This is a genomic window from Flavobacterium sp., from assembly GCF_044341265.1.
Lineage (GTDB): Bacteria > Bacteroidota > Bacteroidia > Flavobacteriales > Flavobacteriaceae > Flavobacterium.
This window is the reverse complement of record NZ_JBIISA010000015.1, coordinates 58865-74651: the sequence shown is the minus strand read 5'-3', so window position 1 is coordinate 74651 and position 15787 is coordinate 58865. Positions and strand designations below refer to the sequence as shown.

The 15787-nt window shown below is 31.9% G+C and carries 10 protein-coding genes; 4 read left to right on the top strand and 6 right to left on the bottom strand.

The features are described from left to right. The 3 genes from ACIQ06_RS09125 to ACIQ06_RS09115 form a co-directional block, all read left to right on the top strand. Positions 1–343, top strand: a 343-nt coding sequence (locus tag ACIQ06_RS09125; RefSeq protein WP_396145637.1) for a T9SS type B sorting domain-containing protein, incomplete at its 5' end; no start/stop codon positions are given. Positions 344–350: 7 nt separating this feature from the next. After that, the gene (locus ACIQ06_RS09120; protein WP_396145634.1) at positions 351–1352 is read left to right on the top strand and encodes a type IX secretion system membrane protein PorP/SprF; all 1002 of its coding nucleotides are present in this window, start codon (positions 351–353) and stop codon (positions 1350–1352) included. A gap of 53 nt (positions 1353–1405) precedes the next feature. Next, positions 1406–1924 (top strand): gamma carbonic anhydrase family protein, encoded by a 519-nt coding sequence (locus tag ACIQ06_RS09115; RefSeq protein WP_298303074.1) that lies wholly within the window; start codon positions 1406–1408, stop codon positions 1922–1924. 115 nt (positions 1925–2039) lie between these two features. Here ACIQ06_RS09115 and ACIQ06_RS09110 read toward each other — a convergent pair whose 3' ends face one another. Genes ACIQ06_RS09110 through ACIQ06_RS09100 form a run of 3 tightly spaced genes read right to left on the bottom strand, consistent with a single transcriptional unit; the run spans position 2040 to position 5034 of the window. Continuing rightward, complete coding sequence (locus ACIQ06_RS09110) at positions 2040–2957, bottom strand: geranylgeranylglycerol-phosphate geranylgeranyltransferase (RefSeq protein ID WP_396145632.1); 918 nt, start codon at positions 2955–2957, stop codon at positions 2040–2042. 10 nt (positions 2958–2967) lie between these two features. Continuing rightward, the gene (locus ACIQ06_RS09105; RefSeq protein ID WP_396145630.1) at positions 2968–3906 is read right to left on the bottom strand and encodes a mevalonate kinase; all 939 of its coding nucleotides are present in this window, start codon (positions 3904–3906) and stop codon (positions 2968–2970) included. A gap of 24 nt (positions 3907–3930) precedes the next feature. After that, positions 3931–5034: a diphosphomevalonate/mevalonate 3,5-bisphosphate decarboxylase family protein gene (locus tag ACIQ06_RS09100; RefSeq protein ID WP_396145628.1), complete on the bottom strand. Its 1104-nt coding sequence runs from the start codon at positions 5032–5034 to the stop codon at positions 3931–3933. Between the two features lie 84 nt (positions 5035–5118). Here ACIQ06_RS09100 and ACIQ06_RS09095 point away from each other — a divergent pair, with 84 nt between their 5' ends. Then, positions 5119–5592 carry a TspO/MBR family protein gene (locus ACIQ06_RS09095; RefSeq protein WP_396145626.1) on the top strand — a complete coding sequence of 158 codons (474 nt, stop codon included), beginning with the start codon at positions 5119–5121 and terminating at the stop codon, positions 5590–5592. Between the two features lie 43 nt (positions 5593–5635). On the opposite strand, the gene ACIQ06_RS09090 is transcribed toward ACIQ06_RS09095, so the two are convergent. The 3 genes from ACIQ06_RS09090 to ACIQ06_RS09080 form a co-directional block, all read right to left on the bottom strand. Then, on the bottom strand, positions 5636–8182 hold the full coding sequence (locus tag ACIQ06_RS09090) for a T9SS type A sorting domain-containing protein (RefSeq protein ID WP_396145624.1): 2547 nt from the start codon (positions 8180–8182) through the stop codon (positions 5636–5638). Between the two features lie 101 nt (positions 8183–8283). Beyond that, complete coding sequence (locus ACIQ06_RS09085) at positions 8284–12636, bottom strand: choice-of-anchor L domain-containing protein (RefSeq protein WP_396145622.1); 4353 nt, start codon at positions 12634–12636, stop codon at positions 8284–8286. A gap of 187 nt (positions 12637–12823) precedes the next feature. After that, the gene (locus ACIQ06_RS09080; protein ID WP_396145620.1) at positions 12824–15730 is read right to left on the bottom strand and encodes a T9SS type A sorting domain-containing protein; all 2907 of its coding nucleotides are present in this window, start codon (positions 15728–15730) and stop codon (positions 12824–12826) included. Between the last annotated feature and the right edge of the window lie 57 nt (positions 15731–15787).

The window sequence follows — 15787 nt, the reverse complement described above, 5'->3', positions numbered from 1 at the left end:
CACTATAACGGTATGGGATGACAAAGGTGGTGTAGCAAGCAGCTGTGATCCTTTCCAATTAACAGGAGTACAAATCATCGATTACCCTCACTATTTTACACCAAATGGTGACGGAATTAACGACTATTGGAATATTGTTGGTTTGGATAAAGAAATAAACGCAAAAATTTATATATTTGACCGCCAAGGAAAATTAATTAAACAAATCAGTCCAGCAAGCAAAGGATGGGATGGTACATACAACGGAAACCTAATGCCATCAACGGATTACTGGTTTACGGTTGACTATCCTGAAGCTGGTGCGATGAAACAATTTAAAGCCCATTTCTCATTAAAAAGATAAAAAAACAATGAAGATTAAACATTTTTTACTTGCTTTAGTGGTATTAATTACTAAGCAATCTTATTCACAAGAAATTTTACCTGTATATTCAGATTATTTATCTGATAATTATTTCTTGTTGCATCCATCTATGGCAGGTGCTGCAAATTGTGCAAAAGTTCGTTTAACAGGAAGACAACAATGGTTTGGTCAAGAAGATGCACCTGCGTTACAAACTTTAAGTTTTAATGGAAGTATTACCGAAAAAGACGGTATGGGTATCATCTTGATAAATGATAAAAATGGATATCATTCACAAAAAGGATTTCGAGTAGCTTATGCACATCATATTATGTTTTCAAGAGATGATGTGGATTTGAATCAATTGTCTTTTGGAGTTAATGTTGGATTTGCACAAAGTTTATTGGATGAAACAGATTTTAGAGATAATAACCCTGCTTTTGATCCTAATATTGATGGGACAATAGTTCAAAAGGCTAATTACTTCAATGTTGATATTGGTGCATCTTATAATTTCTTAGACTTCTATGCACATTTTACTGTTAAAAATGCATTAGCTAGCGAAAGAAGAATTTATTCGGTAAGAGAACCAGTAAATTTGAAGAGACTTATTTACAATATGGGATACACTTTTGGTGACGCAGATAGAATATTGTTGGAGCCATCAGTTATGTTTCAGCATACTTTTTTAACTAAAGAGTCAACAGTAGATTTGAATATTAAAGCATATAAAAATCTTGAATTTGGAAGAGTTTGGGGTGGATTGTCTTACAGAAGAAGTTTGGATGGTGCTGAATATTTAGATGGTGTTGCAATTGCAAATCAAAAACTACAATATATAACTCCGATATTAGGTATAAACTATAAGAACTATATGTTTTCTTATACTTACTCACAATTGATGGGTGATATTAAATTTGACACAGGAGGTTTTCACCAACTTACTTTAGGTATTAATTTGTTCTGTAAACCAGAAAAATACCACTGTAATTGTCCTGCAATTAATTAATAATATAATAAGTAATCCTGATGTAAAATATCAGGATTCTTTTTTAGTATACTATGATAATAAAATCAGTAAATGGGAAATCACCAAAGATTCCTGAAGATTGTTACGTAGCTGAAAATGCTACCATTGTTGGTGATGTTGAGTTTGGTTCTCAATGTAGCGTATGGTTTAATGCTGTCATCCGTGGAGATGTTCATTATATTAAGATTGGTAATAAAGTGAATATTCAGGATGGAGCTGTTATACATGCTACTTATTTAAAACATCCTACAAATATTGGTAATAATGTTTCAATTGGACACAATGCCATTGTTCATGGTTGTACATTACATGATAATGTATTGATTGGAATGGGAGCAATTGTTATGGATAATTGTGTTGTGGAAAGCAATGCGATTGTCGCAGCTGGAGCTGTTGTTACTCAAAATACTATTGTAGAATCTGGGACGATTTATGCTGGAGTTCCTGCTAAAAAAGTTAAAGATATTAATGCTTCAGATTTTGCTGGTGAAATTGAGCGTATTTCTAATAATTACGTAATGTATTCGAGTTGGTTTAAAGAAGAGGAATAGGTTTTTGAAACTTTGATTCTATTCAAATCGATTACTAACTAGCCCTGATGGGAGCAACTACCATGTAGTGCGGACAGCAGGAATAGGGTTTACAAGAATTACTACTGATTCGCTTCTAAATTTTAAGCAAAGTCTTGCCGTGAATCAGTACTTGAGGATCTATAAGTACAATACAGAAAACGCCTGATACAATCAAAAATTTCAAAATAATATGCAATTGTAAATATTGTGTTTTGTTCTCTGATTTCCATAAAAGAAGTAAAAAGAATATTAGGATAATTAAACTTACGTAAAAATATATATCCATATATCCTACATCGTATATTTCTACCAATAGGTAAACCGGAAAAATAGTGAGTACGGTTAATCCTGTGATGATTTTTTTGGTAAACTCTTCACCAAATTTTACAGGAATTGTCTTGTAATCATTTGCAATATCTCCTTTTATGTTTTCTAAATCTTTTATCATTTCTCTAATTAATATTAGAAGGCACAAAAATGATGCATGAGCAAATATCTGTGGATACAAGTTTTTATAATATAAAAGAACAGCAAAGAAAGGAAGCACAGCAAGAAATGCAGCCGTAAGATTACCAATAATTGGATATTTTTTTAGTTTGTGTGAGTAAAACCAAATTAAAAAAATATAGACTGAGAAAAACATAACGGCTCTAAAAGAGACTAAAAGCGCTAAGAGAACGATGACAAAATTAATTGTAAAATAGACTTGAAGTTTTGTTCTCTGGCTTACTAATCGATCAATTTTGGATTTATTAGGTCTGTTTATTAGGTCTTTTTTGCTGTCGTAAAAATTGTTTATGATGTAACCAGATGCAATAGTTAAACTTGATGCAAGAACTATAATAAAAAGATTAAAATCTAAAATCACTGATAAGGCTCTTTTCTCTGGAGCCATAATAAAAATTGCAGATAGATATTGTGCTAAAGCAATAATAGGAATATTGTAACCACGAACCACAGAAAACATACTGAGTATTTTCAGTATGGTAAGTTTGGTTTGTCTGCTTAGCATGATTTATAAGTTAAAATTGATAAACAACTTCTAACTTATAATCTTTTAGTGATTTTTTAGCTTTTTCTAAATCTTCTGTGAAACCCAGAATGTAACCACCACCGCCAGAACCACAAAGTTTTAAGTAGTAGTCATTAGTGTCAATTCCTTTTTGCCAAATTCCATGAAATTGTTCAGGAATCATTGGTTTAAAGTTATTTAAAACTACTGCTGAAAGTTTTTTTGTATTAGAAAATAATGATTTTTTATCACCACCAAGAAAGTTTTCTACACATAAATCGGTGTATTTGACAAATTGGTTTTTCAACATGGTACGGAAACCTTGGTCTTTTAGGTTTTCCATAAAAATATTTACCATTGGAGCAGTTTCACCTACAATTCCAGAATCTAACAAGAAGACAGCGCCTTTACCTTCAGAACTTTGAGAAGGAATGCCAGTTGCTTCAATATTATCTTTAGAATTGATAAGAATAGGAATACTTAAATAGCTATTTAAAGGATCAAGACCAGAACTTTTTCCATGAAAAAAAGATTCCATTTGAGAGAAAATAGTCTTTAGTTGCAGTAATTTTTCACGAGTTAAATTTTCTAAAACTGTGATTTTATCGTTTGCATATTTGTCATAGATAGCAGCAACTAATGCACCACTACTTCCTACGCCATATCCTTGTGGGATACTTGAATCAAAATACATTCCTCTAGCAACATCAGCTTTTAAAAGTTCTATGTTAAACGTAACTAAATCTGCTTGTTCGTTTTGTAGTTCATCTAAATAAACTACGAATTTTCGTAAACTTTCATTAGATTTGATAGCTTCTTGAGTTGGATTTTCATCCACTTTTAAAGCGCCGTTGTAGAAATTATAAGGAATAGATAAACCTTTAGAATCTTTAATGATTCCGTATTCTCCGAAGAGTAATATTTTTGAATAAAATAGTGGTCCTTTCATATTCTGATTTGAGGTAATGTTAAATTATAACTTTTGTGCTCCAAAACCAATTTCATCACAAATATACTGACCATTTTGACAATAGCCAACTAATTCGTCCTTAATAAATTGCAAAGTTTCAACTCTAACGTTTTCGGGATACAAAACATGAACGTTTGCACCAGCGTCTAATGTGAAACATACCGGAATTTTGGTTTCGTTTCTAAACTTCCAAATTTTATTGATGATTTCTAATGTATTAGGTTTCATTAAAATAAAATAAGGCATTGAGGTCATCATCATTGAATGAAGTGTTAAAGCTTCACTTTCTACAATTTTAATAAACTCTTCTAAATTTCCATTTTCTAAAACGGACTTTAATGCTGATAAATTGTGATGAGCTTGTAAAAATCTTTGTTCTGCAAATGGATGGTTGTGCATTAAATCATGTCCAACAGTACTCGAAACTTGTTTTTCGCCTTTGTCAACAAGCAAGATGGTGTCTTGATAGTTCTCGAAATTTGAGTGAACTTTTGATGAAAATTCAATTCCAAATAAATCGGAACTACCTTCAAGTTCTTTATGTTTTCCCCAAACAACGATATTTCCTTTTATGCTTCTGCAAGCACTTCCAGATCCTAATCTTGCTAAGAAAGAAGCTTTTTGGTGAAAATAATCATCTGTTATTGTAGGATTTAACGCTTTTTCTAAATTCATTATATTCATTGCCAAAGCCGCCATTCCCGATGCCGATGATGCAATTCCTGAACTGTGAGGAAAAGTATTTTGAGTGTCAATTGTAAAATGATATTCTTTTAAATAAGGACAATAAACTTCAATACGTTCGAAAAATTTCTGAATTTTTGGTTTGAAATCCTCTTTTGGTTTTCCTTCAAATAATAAATCAAATGAGAAACTATTGTCAGTTTCATTGATGTCAATCGAAGTCGATTTTTTCTCAAATGATAATTTTGTAATTGTTTTACAATGATTTAAAGTAAAACTTATTGATGGATTTGCCGGAATTTGATGGTCTTTTTTACCCCAATATTTCACTAATGCAATATTACTTGGAGCACTCCATTCATATGTTCCTTTTTCAATAGTGTTTGAATGTGATGTAGAAATAAAATCCTTTTCGGAAATCATATTATCTTAATTTTAGTACAAAGATACTTATTTTACGAAAACCACACGTTTTTGTTTACTATATTTGTGAAAATTTTAAACAAGATGCAAAAAGTTTTAAGAATAGCATTAGTAGTAATGACCTGTTTGGTAATAGGTTATTTATCCGGAATGGTTACAAGAGAAAGTATAACTACATGGTATCCAACTTTAATAAAGCCTGTTTTTAATCCGCCAAATTGGATTTTTGCTCCAGTTTGGACTTCCTTATATATTATGATGGGAGTCGCAGGTGGATTGGTATGGAATAAGCTGGATGGCAACGAAACGCTTGTCAAAAAAGCTTTTTTGTTTTTTATAATTCAATTAGCTTTAAATGCGCTTTGGTCGTTGATTTTTTTCAAATTACATAATTTACTTCTCGCATCAATTGAAGTGGTATTGTTGCTTCTGATGATTTTTGAAACTTATACTCAGTTCAAGAAAATTGATAAAATAGCAGGATTACTTTTGATTCCTTATTTAGCTTGGGTAAGTTTTGCCTCTATTTTGACAATTAGTATTTGGTATTTAAACTAACATAAAAAAAACCGATTCATTTACGAATCGGTTTTTTTTTAAACTATTGGATTATTAATTTCTTAGTGATTTTTAAGTCAGATTGTGTTGTAATTTCAACCAGATAAACACCTTTAGATAAATCTGAAACATCAATATTCACATCATTTGATGAAGAGTTGATCACTTCTTTAATCTTTTTACCAAGTAAGTTGTGAATTTCAACAGAGTTAATAGCTTCTGACGAATTTAACAGACTTACATTAATATTAGAATTTGTTGGATTTGGATACAATATAAAGTTTGAAGAATCAAAATCTGTAGTTTTTAAAGATTGTACAAATTCTGTTTGAAATTCATTTGTTATAATTGGTGGATTATAATCAAAGTAAATGAATGCTTTATTAGGAATTATATCACCAAGCGCGAAACCAGCAGTAGGCTTAATTTTAAATTGAATAAACCCATGACTTCCTGTTGGATTGATAGATGTTGGAGGTAGATTAATATTGTAAAAATTCCATATCAATTGATTTCCAATTCGTCTCATGTTGTAAGCATGGCTTGAACCCAACATTTCTATCGAACTTGGATTTAAAGAGGCATCAAGAAAATCTTCAACTCTTACAAATTCGGCATTTGCAGTTCCAGTATTTTCAAATTGAATAGTATACGTTAAATAATCATTTGAAGTAAAATCATCAATATCAATTTTGCCACCATGAGCTTCTGTTTTGTCATTAGGATCATACGAACCAACAACTATTTGAGATAAACTCATTTGGTTGTCATCAGGAAAAGCGTCACCAGTTAATGGAGTAATACTAACAGAATTTGTAATTACATCTCCCAAATTAACAGTCGGAATTGTTGGAACTTGCATAGTAACTGTAAACCATCGTTCTTCATTTGGTGCAAGGTTTGTAAAATTATAAGTAAACCCATTTGAAGTTGGAGTAGTACCTGTTTGTGAAATTGCGGTTATTGTAACTAATGGATTGTTTACAAAAGTTATGGGTCCATTTATATTCTGAAAACCATTGTTTCTGTAGCTTATCCAATTTTGATAAGTAAATCCTGGTCTTGGTGATCCATAAGGTAGAAGTGAAACTTTTAAGTCATTATAAGGCTGGATTAAGGTTACTGGGAAATAATAAGTTGTTGTTCCACCGCCTGTTGGAAGAGTTATATTAGAATATGTACTTGTTGAACTATAATATGGAGTTAAATTAGAATTAACTGCAAAACTTAAATTATATGAATTAGTTGGGTTGTTTTCAAAAATACTGAAAGTGCCAGAATTAGAATTTGCATAAATTGGTGAACCGGAATTAATACTATAAACAAAATTTCCTTGATTGAAAAAGTTTTCATTGGTGTCCTTAATTCCATTGGTATTTTCATCTAAAAAAGCAACTAAATTTAAAAATCCTGGACATTGTGCATTGTTTGTGCAATCATAAGTACAAAAATTCATTGGTCCAGCCCAAGGACTAAACAGATTTGCATTACAAAGACTTCTTACATAATAAGAATAACAGGTATTTGGTGTTAAACCTGTTATTTGAAAAGGACCAGAAGTAGCAAGGGTTCCACCCGATGCAGCAGTTGGTGTCGGTGCTCCAAAAGGAACTACAAATACTTCCCAACTTGTAGATGGGCCTGATTGATTCCATACTAAGACAGCAGAAGTATCAGATACATTTGTAACATTCAAATCTGTTGGAGTTAAACAACTCGTCGGTCCACAAGAGTTTATTATCACAGTAGCAATACTTGAATCATTTATACATGGAGCAGTTCCAGTTAATGGATAGGTAAATGTACTTGTTGTTGCGTTTGGAGAAGGAGTAAAGGTTCCTGTTACTGTGTTAAAAGTTCCGCCAACACCAGTAGTTCTAAACCAAGTTCCTCCAAGTTGCTCACCAGTGATTAAGGAATATAAATCTATTGGTGTTGTTGAAGTATTACAAACTGTTATTACTCCATCTGATCCTGCGTTTGGTTGTGCGGATAAGTTAACTACAGCCACACTAGTATCATTAACACATGGTGGAATTCCTTGAACTGTATATGAAAATGTACTTGATGTTGCACCAAATGCTGGTGTGTAAGTTCCTATAGCAGCATTGAAAACTCCTCCAGTTCCTGAAGTTCTTGTCCAAGTTCCACCAGGTTGTTCACCAGTAATTAGTGCAAATAAATTAATTACTGTTGTTGATGTTTCACAAACTGTAGTTGAACCATCGTTTCCTGCATTTGCTGGTAAATTTACAATTAGATTTAATTGACTTACCCATAATTGTGAAGTTTGAGTATTAACAACTCTTATCCATATAACTTGTGAAAAGGGTTGATTGTTAATATAAGGAACAGATGTAGCAATAGGATTACCACCAAATTGAGCATCTGCATTAGTTGAATGAAAGGTAATATTATGAATACTTGGATTTTCATTTCCTAAAATTTCAGGTAGTTTAGTGTTTAAATCAAATTGAACAATTCCGTCAGAATTTGTATCACAAACATTGTAATTACTTACTTGTGTGTTAATTTGTGCTTGTGCAAACGAAAAAGTGATTAGTAATAAAAAGAGTAGAAATTTTTTCATAACCTGAAAATTAAAGTTAATCAAATGTAGCTTTTTTATTGCAAATAAAAAGTCCCGAGAAAGTTAATTTTTCGGGACTTTTAAAGTTTGAATTTTATTTTTTAGTTGATTACCAATTTCTTAGTGATTTTTAAATCCGATTGTGTTGTGATTTCAACCAGATAAACACCTTTAGATAAGTTAGAAACATCAACTTTCATTTCGTTTGAATTATTTGCAGAAATGGTTTTAACTGTTTTACCTAAAACATCGTAAATAATTACGTTTTCAAGTAACTCAGTAGTGTTTTGCAAATTAACTTGAATAAATGAATTTGTTGGATTCGGATATAAAACAAAGTTTTCAAATCCAAAACTTGCATTTGCTAAAGCAGCTGTAAATTCAGTTGTAAAAGTATTAGTAATAATCGCAGGATTCGTATCAAAATAAATTGAAGCAGTGTTTGGAACAATATCTCCTACTGCAAATCCAGGTTTCATTTTGATTTTAAAAGTTACATAACCTTTACTTAAATCTACATTTTCTAGATAACTTGGTAATTGAATATAATCAAATTTCCAGATAATGTGATTACCAACACGCTCCATGATGTAATTGTGACTTGCATCAACAACTCTTATACTTGCTTCATCCAATTGAGCATCTAAGAAATCTTCAATTCTAATATTAATGGCATTAGCTGTTCCTTCATTTTGGAAACGAATAGTATAGAACAGATAATCATTTTGACTAAATTGATTGAATGGAATTTGTTCACCATGAGCTTCCATTTTATCATTTGGATCGTAAGAACCTACAACTACTTGAGTATTTGAATGATTATTATTAGTCAAGTTGATATCATTTGCAGTAGCAACAATACTTGCTGTATTAGTCAACAAATCGCCAAGATTAACTGTAGGAATTGCAGGAACACTCATTGTTACATAAATATATCTCGTTTCATATGGAGCTAAATTTGTGAAAGTATAAGTAAAACCTGTTGCATTTGCAATTGTTCCAGCTTGAGAAACATTGGTTATAGAAACATTCGCATCTTTATTAAAGGTCAAAGTTCCGTCAGTAGCAACAACACCTAAGTTTTTGTAAACGATTTTATTTACATAATTGAATCCAGGAACTGGAGCTCCAACTGGTACAATGGTTACAGAAACATCATTAAACCCTTGAGTTAAAGTAATTGGGAAATACAATGTTTGTGTTCCACTATTTAACGGAATATTGATATCATTATAATTTACAGTACCTAATGTATAATAAGGAGCATACTCTGTATTGATTTGATATCCAAAGTCATAAACATTTGAAGGATTTGCATCATATATTGTATATGTTCCAGATGGAGATGAAATATTGGTAACATTTCCTGCATTATTTTGTAATGAAGTGAACGAACCATAAGTAAAGTTTACTTCGTTAGTATCTTTAATTCCATTTCCATTCTCATCTATGAATGCTACAAGTTCAATTTTGTCAGAACATTGTGGCGGACCAGAAGCAAAAGTTCCAGCTTCAATAAATACTGCCGAATCATAAGCTGTATCACTTCTATCAGCAATTACCAACTTAATATGATAATTACGATTTGGAATAATGTTAGCCGATGCTGTCATTTTAACGGTTTGACCATTATAGTTTGTTGCTGAAGCTGTTTGATTATTTGCGTAATAAGAATCAAAAAATAATGGATTAGCAGAGGCACATGAATTGTTGTGTATATTATTTCTAATAGTTACAACAGAGACTGGTATAGTTGTTCCTGGTATAACTGCAAGATTAGTTGTGATTCCAGTGTCTAAATCAGTTAAAAGGAAAGCAAAAGCATCAGCAAAATCACATTGGAAAGTACCATATTCGTCTGAAGCTAATAAGAAATTAAAACTCATATAAGAATTTAAACTAGTGAAATCAAATTCTAATTTCGTTGCATTTTTAGAAACCATTGGTACACCAATAGCACTTGAAATTATTCCTTCTAATTGGGTATCTCCTGTCCAAGCAGAACTTCCTTCACTTAATATTGAAGTATTCGGACCTGGAGCACTCATTGCGTTTCCTGATGAAAGGACTATTCCTGAAGAAATTGGAAATAATGGATTAGTATTCGTAAACGAACCAATTCCATTAACAGAACCAAAGTTAGTTCCAGTACTAGAAGTTATGTTTGAAACCGTTAGACAAGGATTATTAATTAAAACATTAGTAACCAACTGGTCAACTGTATATTGATTAGTACTAGTTGTTAATGGAGGCAATGTAATATTTGGTGTAAATGATCTAGATGTCCAACTACTTACTTCAGTAGCTGAACATACAGCTCTTACATAAAAAGTATAAGTTGTTCCTGTAGTTAATCCAGTTGCTTGATAAGAGTTTGTTGGAACTAATATTCCAGTTGATGTTATTGTAGGTACTGGTGAACCAAGAGGTAAAACTAAAACTTCCCATTGTGAAACAGAACCAGATTGAGTCCAGCTTAAGTTTGCACTTGTTGGTGTAGTACTATTTACAACAACATTTGATGGTGTAATACAATTGGTTTGAAGTGTTGTAAATGCTCTAGATGACCACGTACTTTTTTCAGTCGCTGAACAAATAGCTCTAACATAAAAAACATAAGATGTTCCTAAATTTAAACCAGTTACTTGATAAGGGTTTGTAGAAATTACCGTTCCAGTTGATGCTGCAGTAGGAGTAGTCGAGCCAGACGGCAAAACTAAAACTTCCCATTGTGTAACTGTACCAGATTGAGTCCAACTAAAATTAGCACTTGTAGTTGTGATATTGTTTGCTAAAACATTTGTTGGTGCGCTACAAATGTTAGAAAGTGTAGTAAACGTTCTTGCAAAAGACCAATAGCTTGAATCTGTTGCCGAGCAAATTGATCTTACATAAGCATTGTAAATTGTGGCATAATTTAATCCAGTAACTTGTAAAGGGTTTGAATTAGTTATTGTTCCAACTGAAGATTGAGTTGGAGCAGGAGCTGTAGATGGGACTACTATAACTTCCCATTGTGTTGCAGTACCATTTTCGGTCCAATTAATAGTTGCTGTAGTACCTGTAATATTTGTAGCTGCTAAAATTGTTGGTTGTAAACATGTTGCTTGTGGTAAACATTCAACATTTGCTTCCCAACCAGCTCTGTTTACAGAACTATCACTTCTAAATCTAAAAGTCAAACATCCACTTGCATCAGTTGAAACAAATGGTCCAGGAATAACTGTTCCCCAAAAAGAACCTGGCAAACCGCCAGGCACATTTGAAGCAGCGTTTCCACTAGAAATTTGTGGAGATGAAATTGTTGGTCCGTTGAAAACATACAATCCGTCCCAGTTAGCTTCTGTATTAAATGCTGTAAATGTAACAACAACTTGATCACCAGGAGAAGTTGGACAAATGGTATAAGTATTGTCAGAGTTATTTGCATAATTAGCAGTTAAACCACCATTATCTATAAACTGTCCACCACAAACTGGTGATGGTATTGGATTAGCTAAAGTTGTAAATGTAATAGGCTGTGACCATGGACTAGTAAGTGTAGTAGAACAAACCGTTCTTACAAATACTTTATAGCAAGTACTTGCATTTAATCCAGGTGCAAGATAAGTGTTAGTGGTAACTGACAATCCAGCATTATTAGGTGTTGGATTTGTTGCAGTACATGGTAAAACTAATACTTCCCAATTATTAGTACTGCTTGTCAAAGTCCAATTTACTACACCACTATTATTTGTAATTCCAGTAACAGATTGAATAGTTGGTTCTATACATGTTACTACTTGTGTAGTGCTAAAGGTATGCGGTGTTGACCAATCTCCAGGCATACCATTACAGATAGCTCTTATGGTAACCATATAAGTGACATCAGGAGTTAATCCAGTTAATTGAAAAGGACTAGAGCCAGCTATAAGCGAACTTCCTCCTAATGCTGGAGTAACTAATATTTCCCAAAGATTACTAGATTGATTAATATCTACCCAAGATAAAGAAACCGTATTGCTATCAATTTGTGTTGTGTTTAATGAAACTGGTGCTAAACAAGGAAAATTTGTTGTTATACAATCAATCATTGCTTCCCAACCAGCACTATTTCCTGAAGCATCAGATTCAAATACAAATGTTACACAAGCACCAGGAATATTAGTACTTAATGTCATTTGTGATGGACTATTACTATCAATAATTGAAAGTAAATTTCCGTTTGGGCTAGAACCTTCATAAACATATAGCATATCATTCGTTTCTAAAGAAATAGAATTAAAACTAATCAGTAATGTTTCGTTAGGTGTGTTTGGACAAAAAGTATTGATGTCGTTTGCAGAATCAGTATAATTTCCATTTTGACCACCATTGTCATAAAAGAGTTGACTACATCCTGAAGTTTGAGCAGTACCTAGAAAAGTACCCACAAAAAACATAGAGAATAGGGTTAAAAGTAATTGTTTTTTCATGTTTGATTGATTTATAGTAAATCAAATGTACATTGATTTTTAATAACTTATGTTTAAAATCTAAAGTTTTTTTTCTAAAAATCTGCAAACTCAATAAAACCAATATCTAATCAAATTTATTCTCAAAAAAAATCCCCAACTATTATTTTAATAATTGGGAATTATGATTTTGATTAACTTTTGAAAATTATTTTATCACAAGTTTTTTATTTTGTTTTAAACCATTCTCAGTAGTTATTTCTAATAAATAAACACCTTTTGATAAACTTGAAGTGTCAATTTTAGTTGTATTTGAAGCTATAGATTTTACTTCTTTAATGATTTTGCCTAAAACATCATAAATAATCACATTATCAACAATTTCAGAAGTATTATTTAAACTGATATTTATAAATTGACTTGCTGGATTTGGATACAATTTAAAATTAGTACCATCAAAAGCTTGATTGTTTAATGCTGCTGTGAACTCAGTTGTAAAAGTATTTGTTACAATTGCAGGATTGGTATCAAAATAAATATTTGCGGTATTTGGTATTATTGAACCAACAGCAAAACCTGGATTTAACTTAACTCTAAATTGTACATATCCCATACTTAATTCTTCATTTACTGATATAGGAACTAGCTGTATGTTATTGAAATTCCAAACGATATTGTTATTAACTCTTGTCATAACATAATTGTGACTTGAGCTTATCATTCTAATACTTTCAGGGTCAATTTGTGAATCTAAAACATCTTCAATTCTAACATCAATTGCGTTGGCAGTTCCATAGTTTTGGAATCTAATAGTATAAATTAAATCTTCATTTTGATTAAATTGACTGAAAAGAATTTCTTCACCATGCGACTCCATTTTATCATTTGGATCATAAGAATTTACAACAATTTGTGAGATTGAACTTGAATTGTTTAATAAATTAAAATCATTTGGTGGTGTAGAAATTGTAGCTGTTGCAGTAAGTAAATCGCCTAAGTTCACCACTGGACTTGCTGGCACACTCATTGTAACATCTAACACTCTTGTTTGATTAGGAAGAAGATTCGTAAAACTATAAGTAAATCCAGTCGTATTAGCAATGGTTCCTGTTTGACTAATTGCTGTAATTGTTACTTGTGTTGGCTTTTCAAAAGTTATTGTTCCGTCTGTTGCAGCTACTCCTAAGTTTTTATAAACAATTTTATTTGTATGAGCTAAACCAGGTCTTGGTGGAATCATTGGAACAATTGATATAGTAACATCATTATAAGCTTGAGTTAGTACAATAGGGAAGTAAAGAATTTGTGTTCCACTTCCTACTGGAATATTTACATCGTTGAACGATGTTGTTCCAACACTATAATAAGGAAGATATTCTGTTTGAATACTATATGAAAAGTCATAAGTATTTACAGGATTTGAATCGTAAACTGTTTCTCTTCCAGTTGATGAAAAGGCATTTGTAATTGGTCCAGTATTATTTTGCTGATAAACAAATGAACCATTAGTAAAATAGGTTTCACCTACATCTTTAATACCATTATTATTTTGGTCATTAAATGCAAATAGAATAATTCTATCTAAATCTGGTCCACAAGTAATATTTGCAGACCAGCCAGATCTTACAGCAGAAGAATTACTTCTAAATCTGAAGGTAAGACAGCCGCTAGGATCTGAAGATGTAAACGGTCCTGGAATAGTTGTACCCCAGAAAGAACCAGCTAAACCTCCTGGAACTTGTCCTGCTCCATTTGTACTTGGAATTTGTGGAGAAGCAATTGAATTACCATCAAAAACATATAACCCATCCAAATTTGTTTCTGTGTCAAAAGAGGTAAATGTAACTGTAACAACTTCACTAGGATTTGTTGGGCATATTAAATAAGTATTGACAGCGTTATTGGTATAATTAGCGTTTGAACCACCATTGTCAAAAAATAAATCTCCACATACAAGAACAGACAATGTAGTTAAGGTTGTTGGAGTAGACCAATCACTCGAATCATTTGCCGAGCAAATTGCCTTCACATAAACATTATAACAGGTATTTGAATTAAGTCCGTTTACAACAAATGGATTTGTTGTTGTAGTAACTCCAACTGTTATATTATTTACAGGTGCAGGTGAGCCACAAGGAAGAACAACTACTTCCCATGAAGTTGCTGAGCTATTATTTGTCCAAGCTACAGTTGCAGATTGATGTGTTACATTAGAGGTGTTTAAATTAATTGGTTTTGGACATGTTGTAATTGCTATAGTTGACCAATTACTTTTTAATACTGGTGAACAAATGGCTCTTACATACACATAATTTGAAGAGTTTGGTAAGTTTGTAATAGTTGCTGGGTTTGTATTAACAATTGTACCAACAGAACTTGATGTTGGATATGTCCCAAATGGTAAAACTATAATTTCCCATTGGGTGGCACTACCAGTTTCTGTCCAACCAATAGTTGCATTTGGATAATTAACACCAGAAGTTGTTACATTAATTGGTCTTGAACAACCATTTGCAGAATTAACGTTTACATTATCAATTAACCATCTGTCTCCACCAAGGGCGGCTGTAGGTTGGGTAAATAATCTTGCAAAAGTTATATAAATATTTTGCCCAGCATATGCTGATAAATCAATTGTTTTTTCTTCGTAACCACCATAAATAGTTGAAATTTCATTTTCTGTATATGTTGCAAGAATTGTTGAATTTGATAAGTCTGTTTGTGCATTCAAAGCCGAATTAACTTTGATTTGATATAAAGTACCTTGATTATCTGAAATCGTTGTTCTTGAGACAAAACTTAACTGACCATTTGCAGGTACAGGTATCATTGGAGTTGTTAAATAATCTTCACTTGTACTATTAAAACCAATATTTTCTCTATCTACATAGGCAGAATTTAATCCAGAATATACATTTGAAAGAACATTTGTTATTCCCCATCTTCTTGTAGGCCCAACGCCATTATCATGAACAGCCCAATTACCTGAATTTAATGTCCATACAGTTGAAGGAAGTGGATTTGGTCCAGTAGTATTTTCAAATCCTTCGGAAAATTGAGAGAAAGTAGGAATAGAAAATAACAATACTAATAAATATAACGTAATTTTATTCATTTGTGTTTTTTAAAATATAACCAAATATACATTGATTTTTAATAACTTATATCTAAA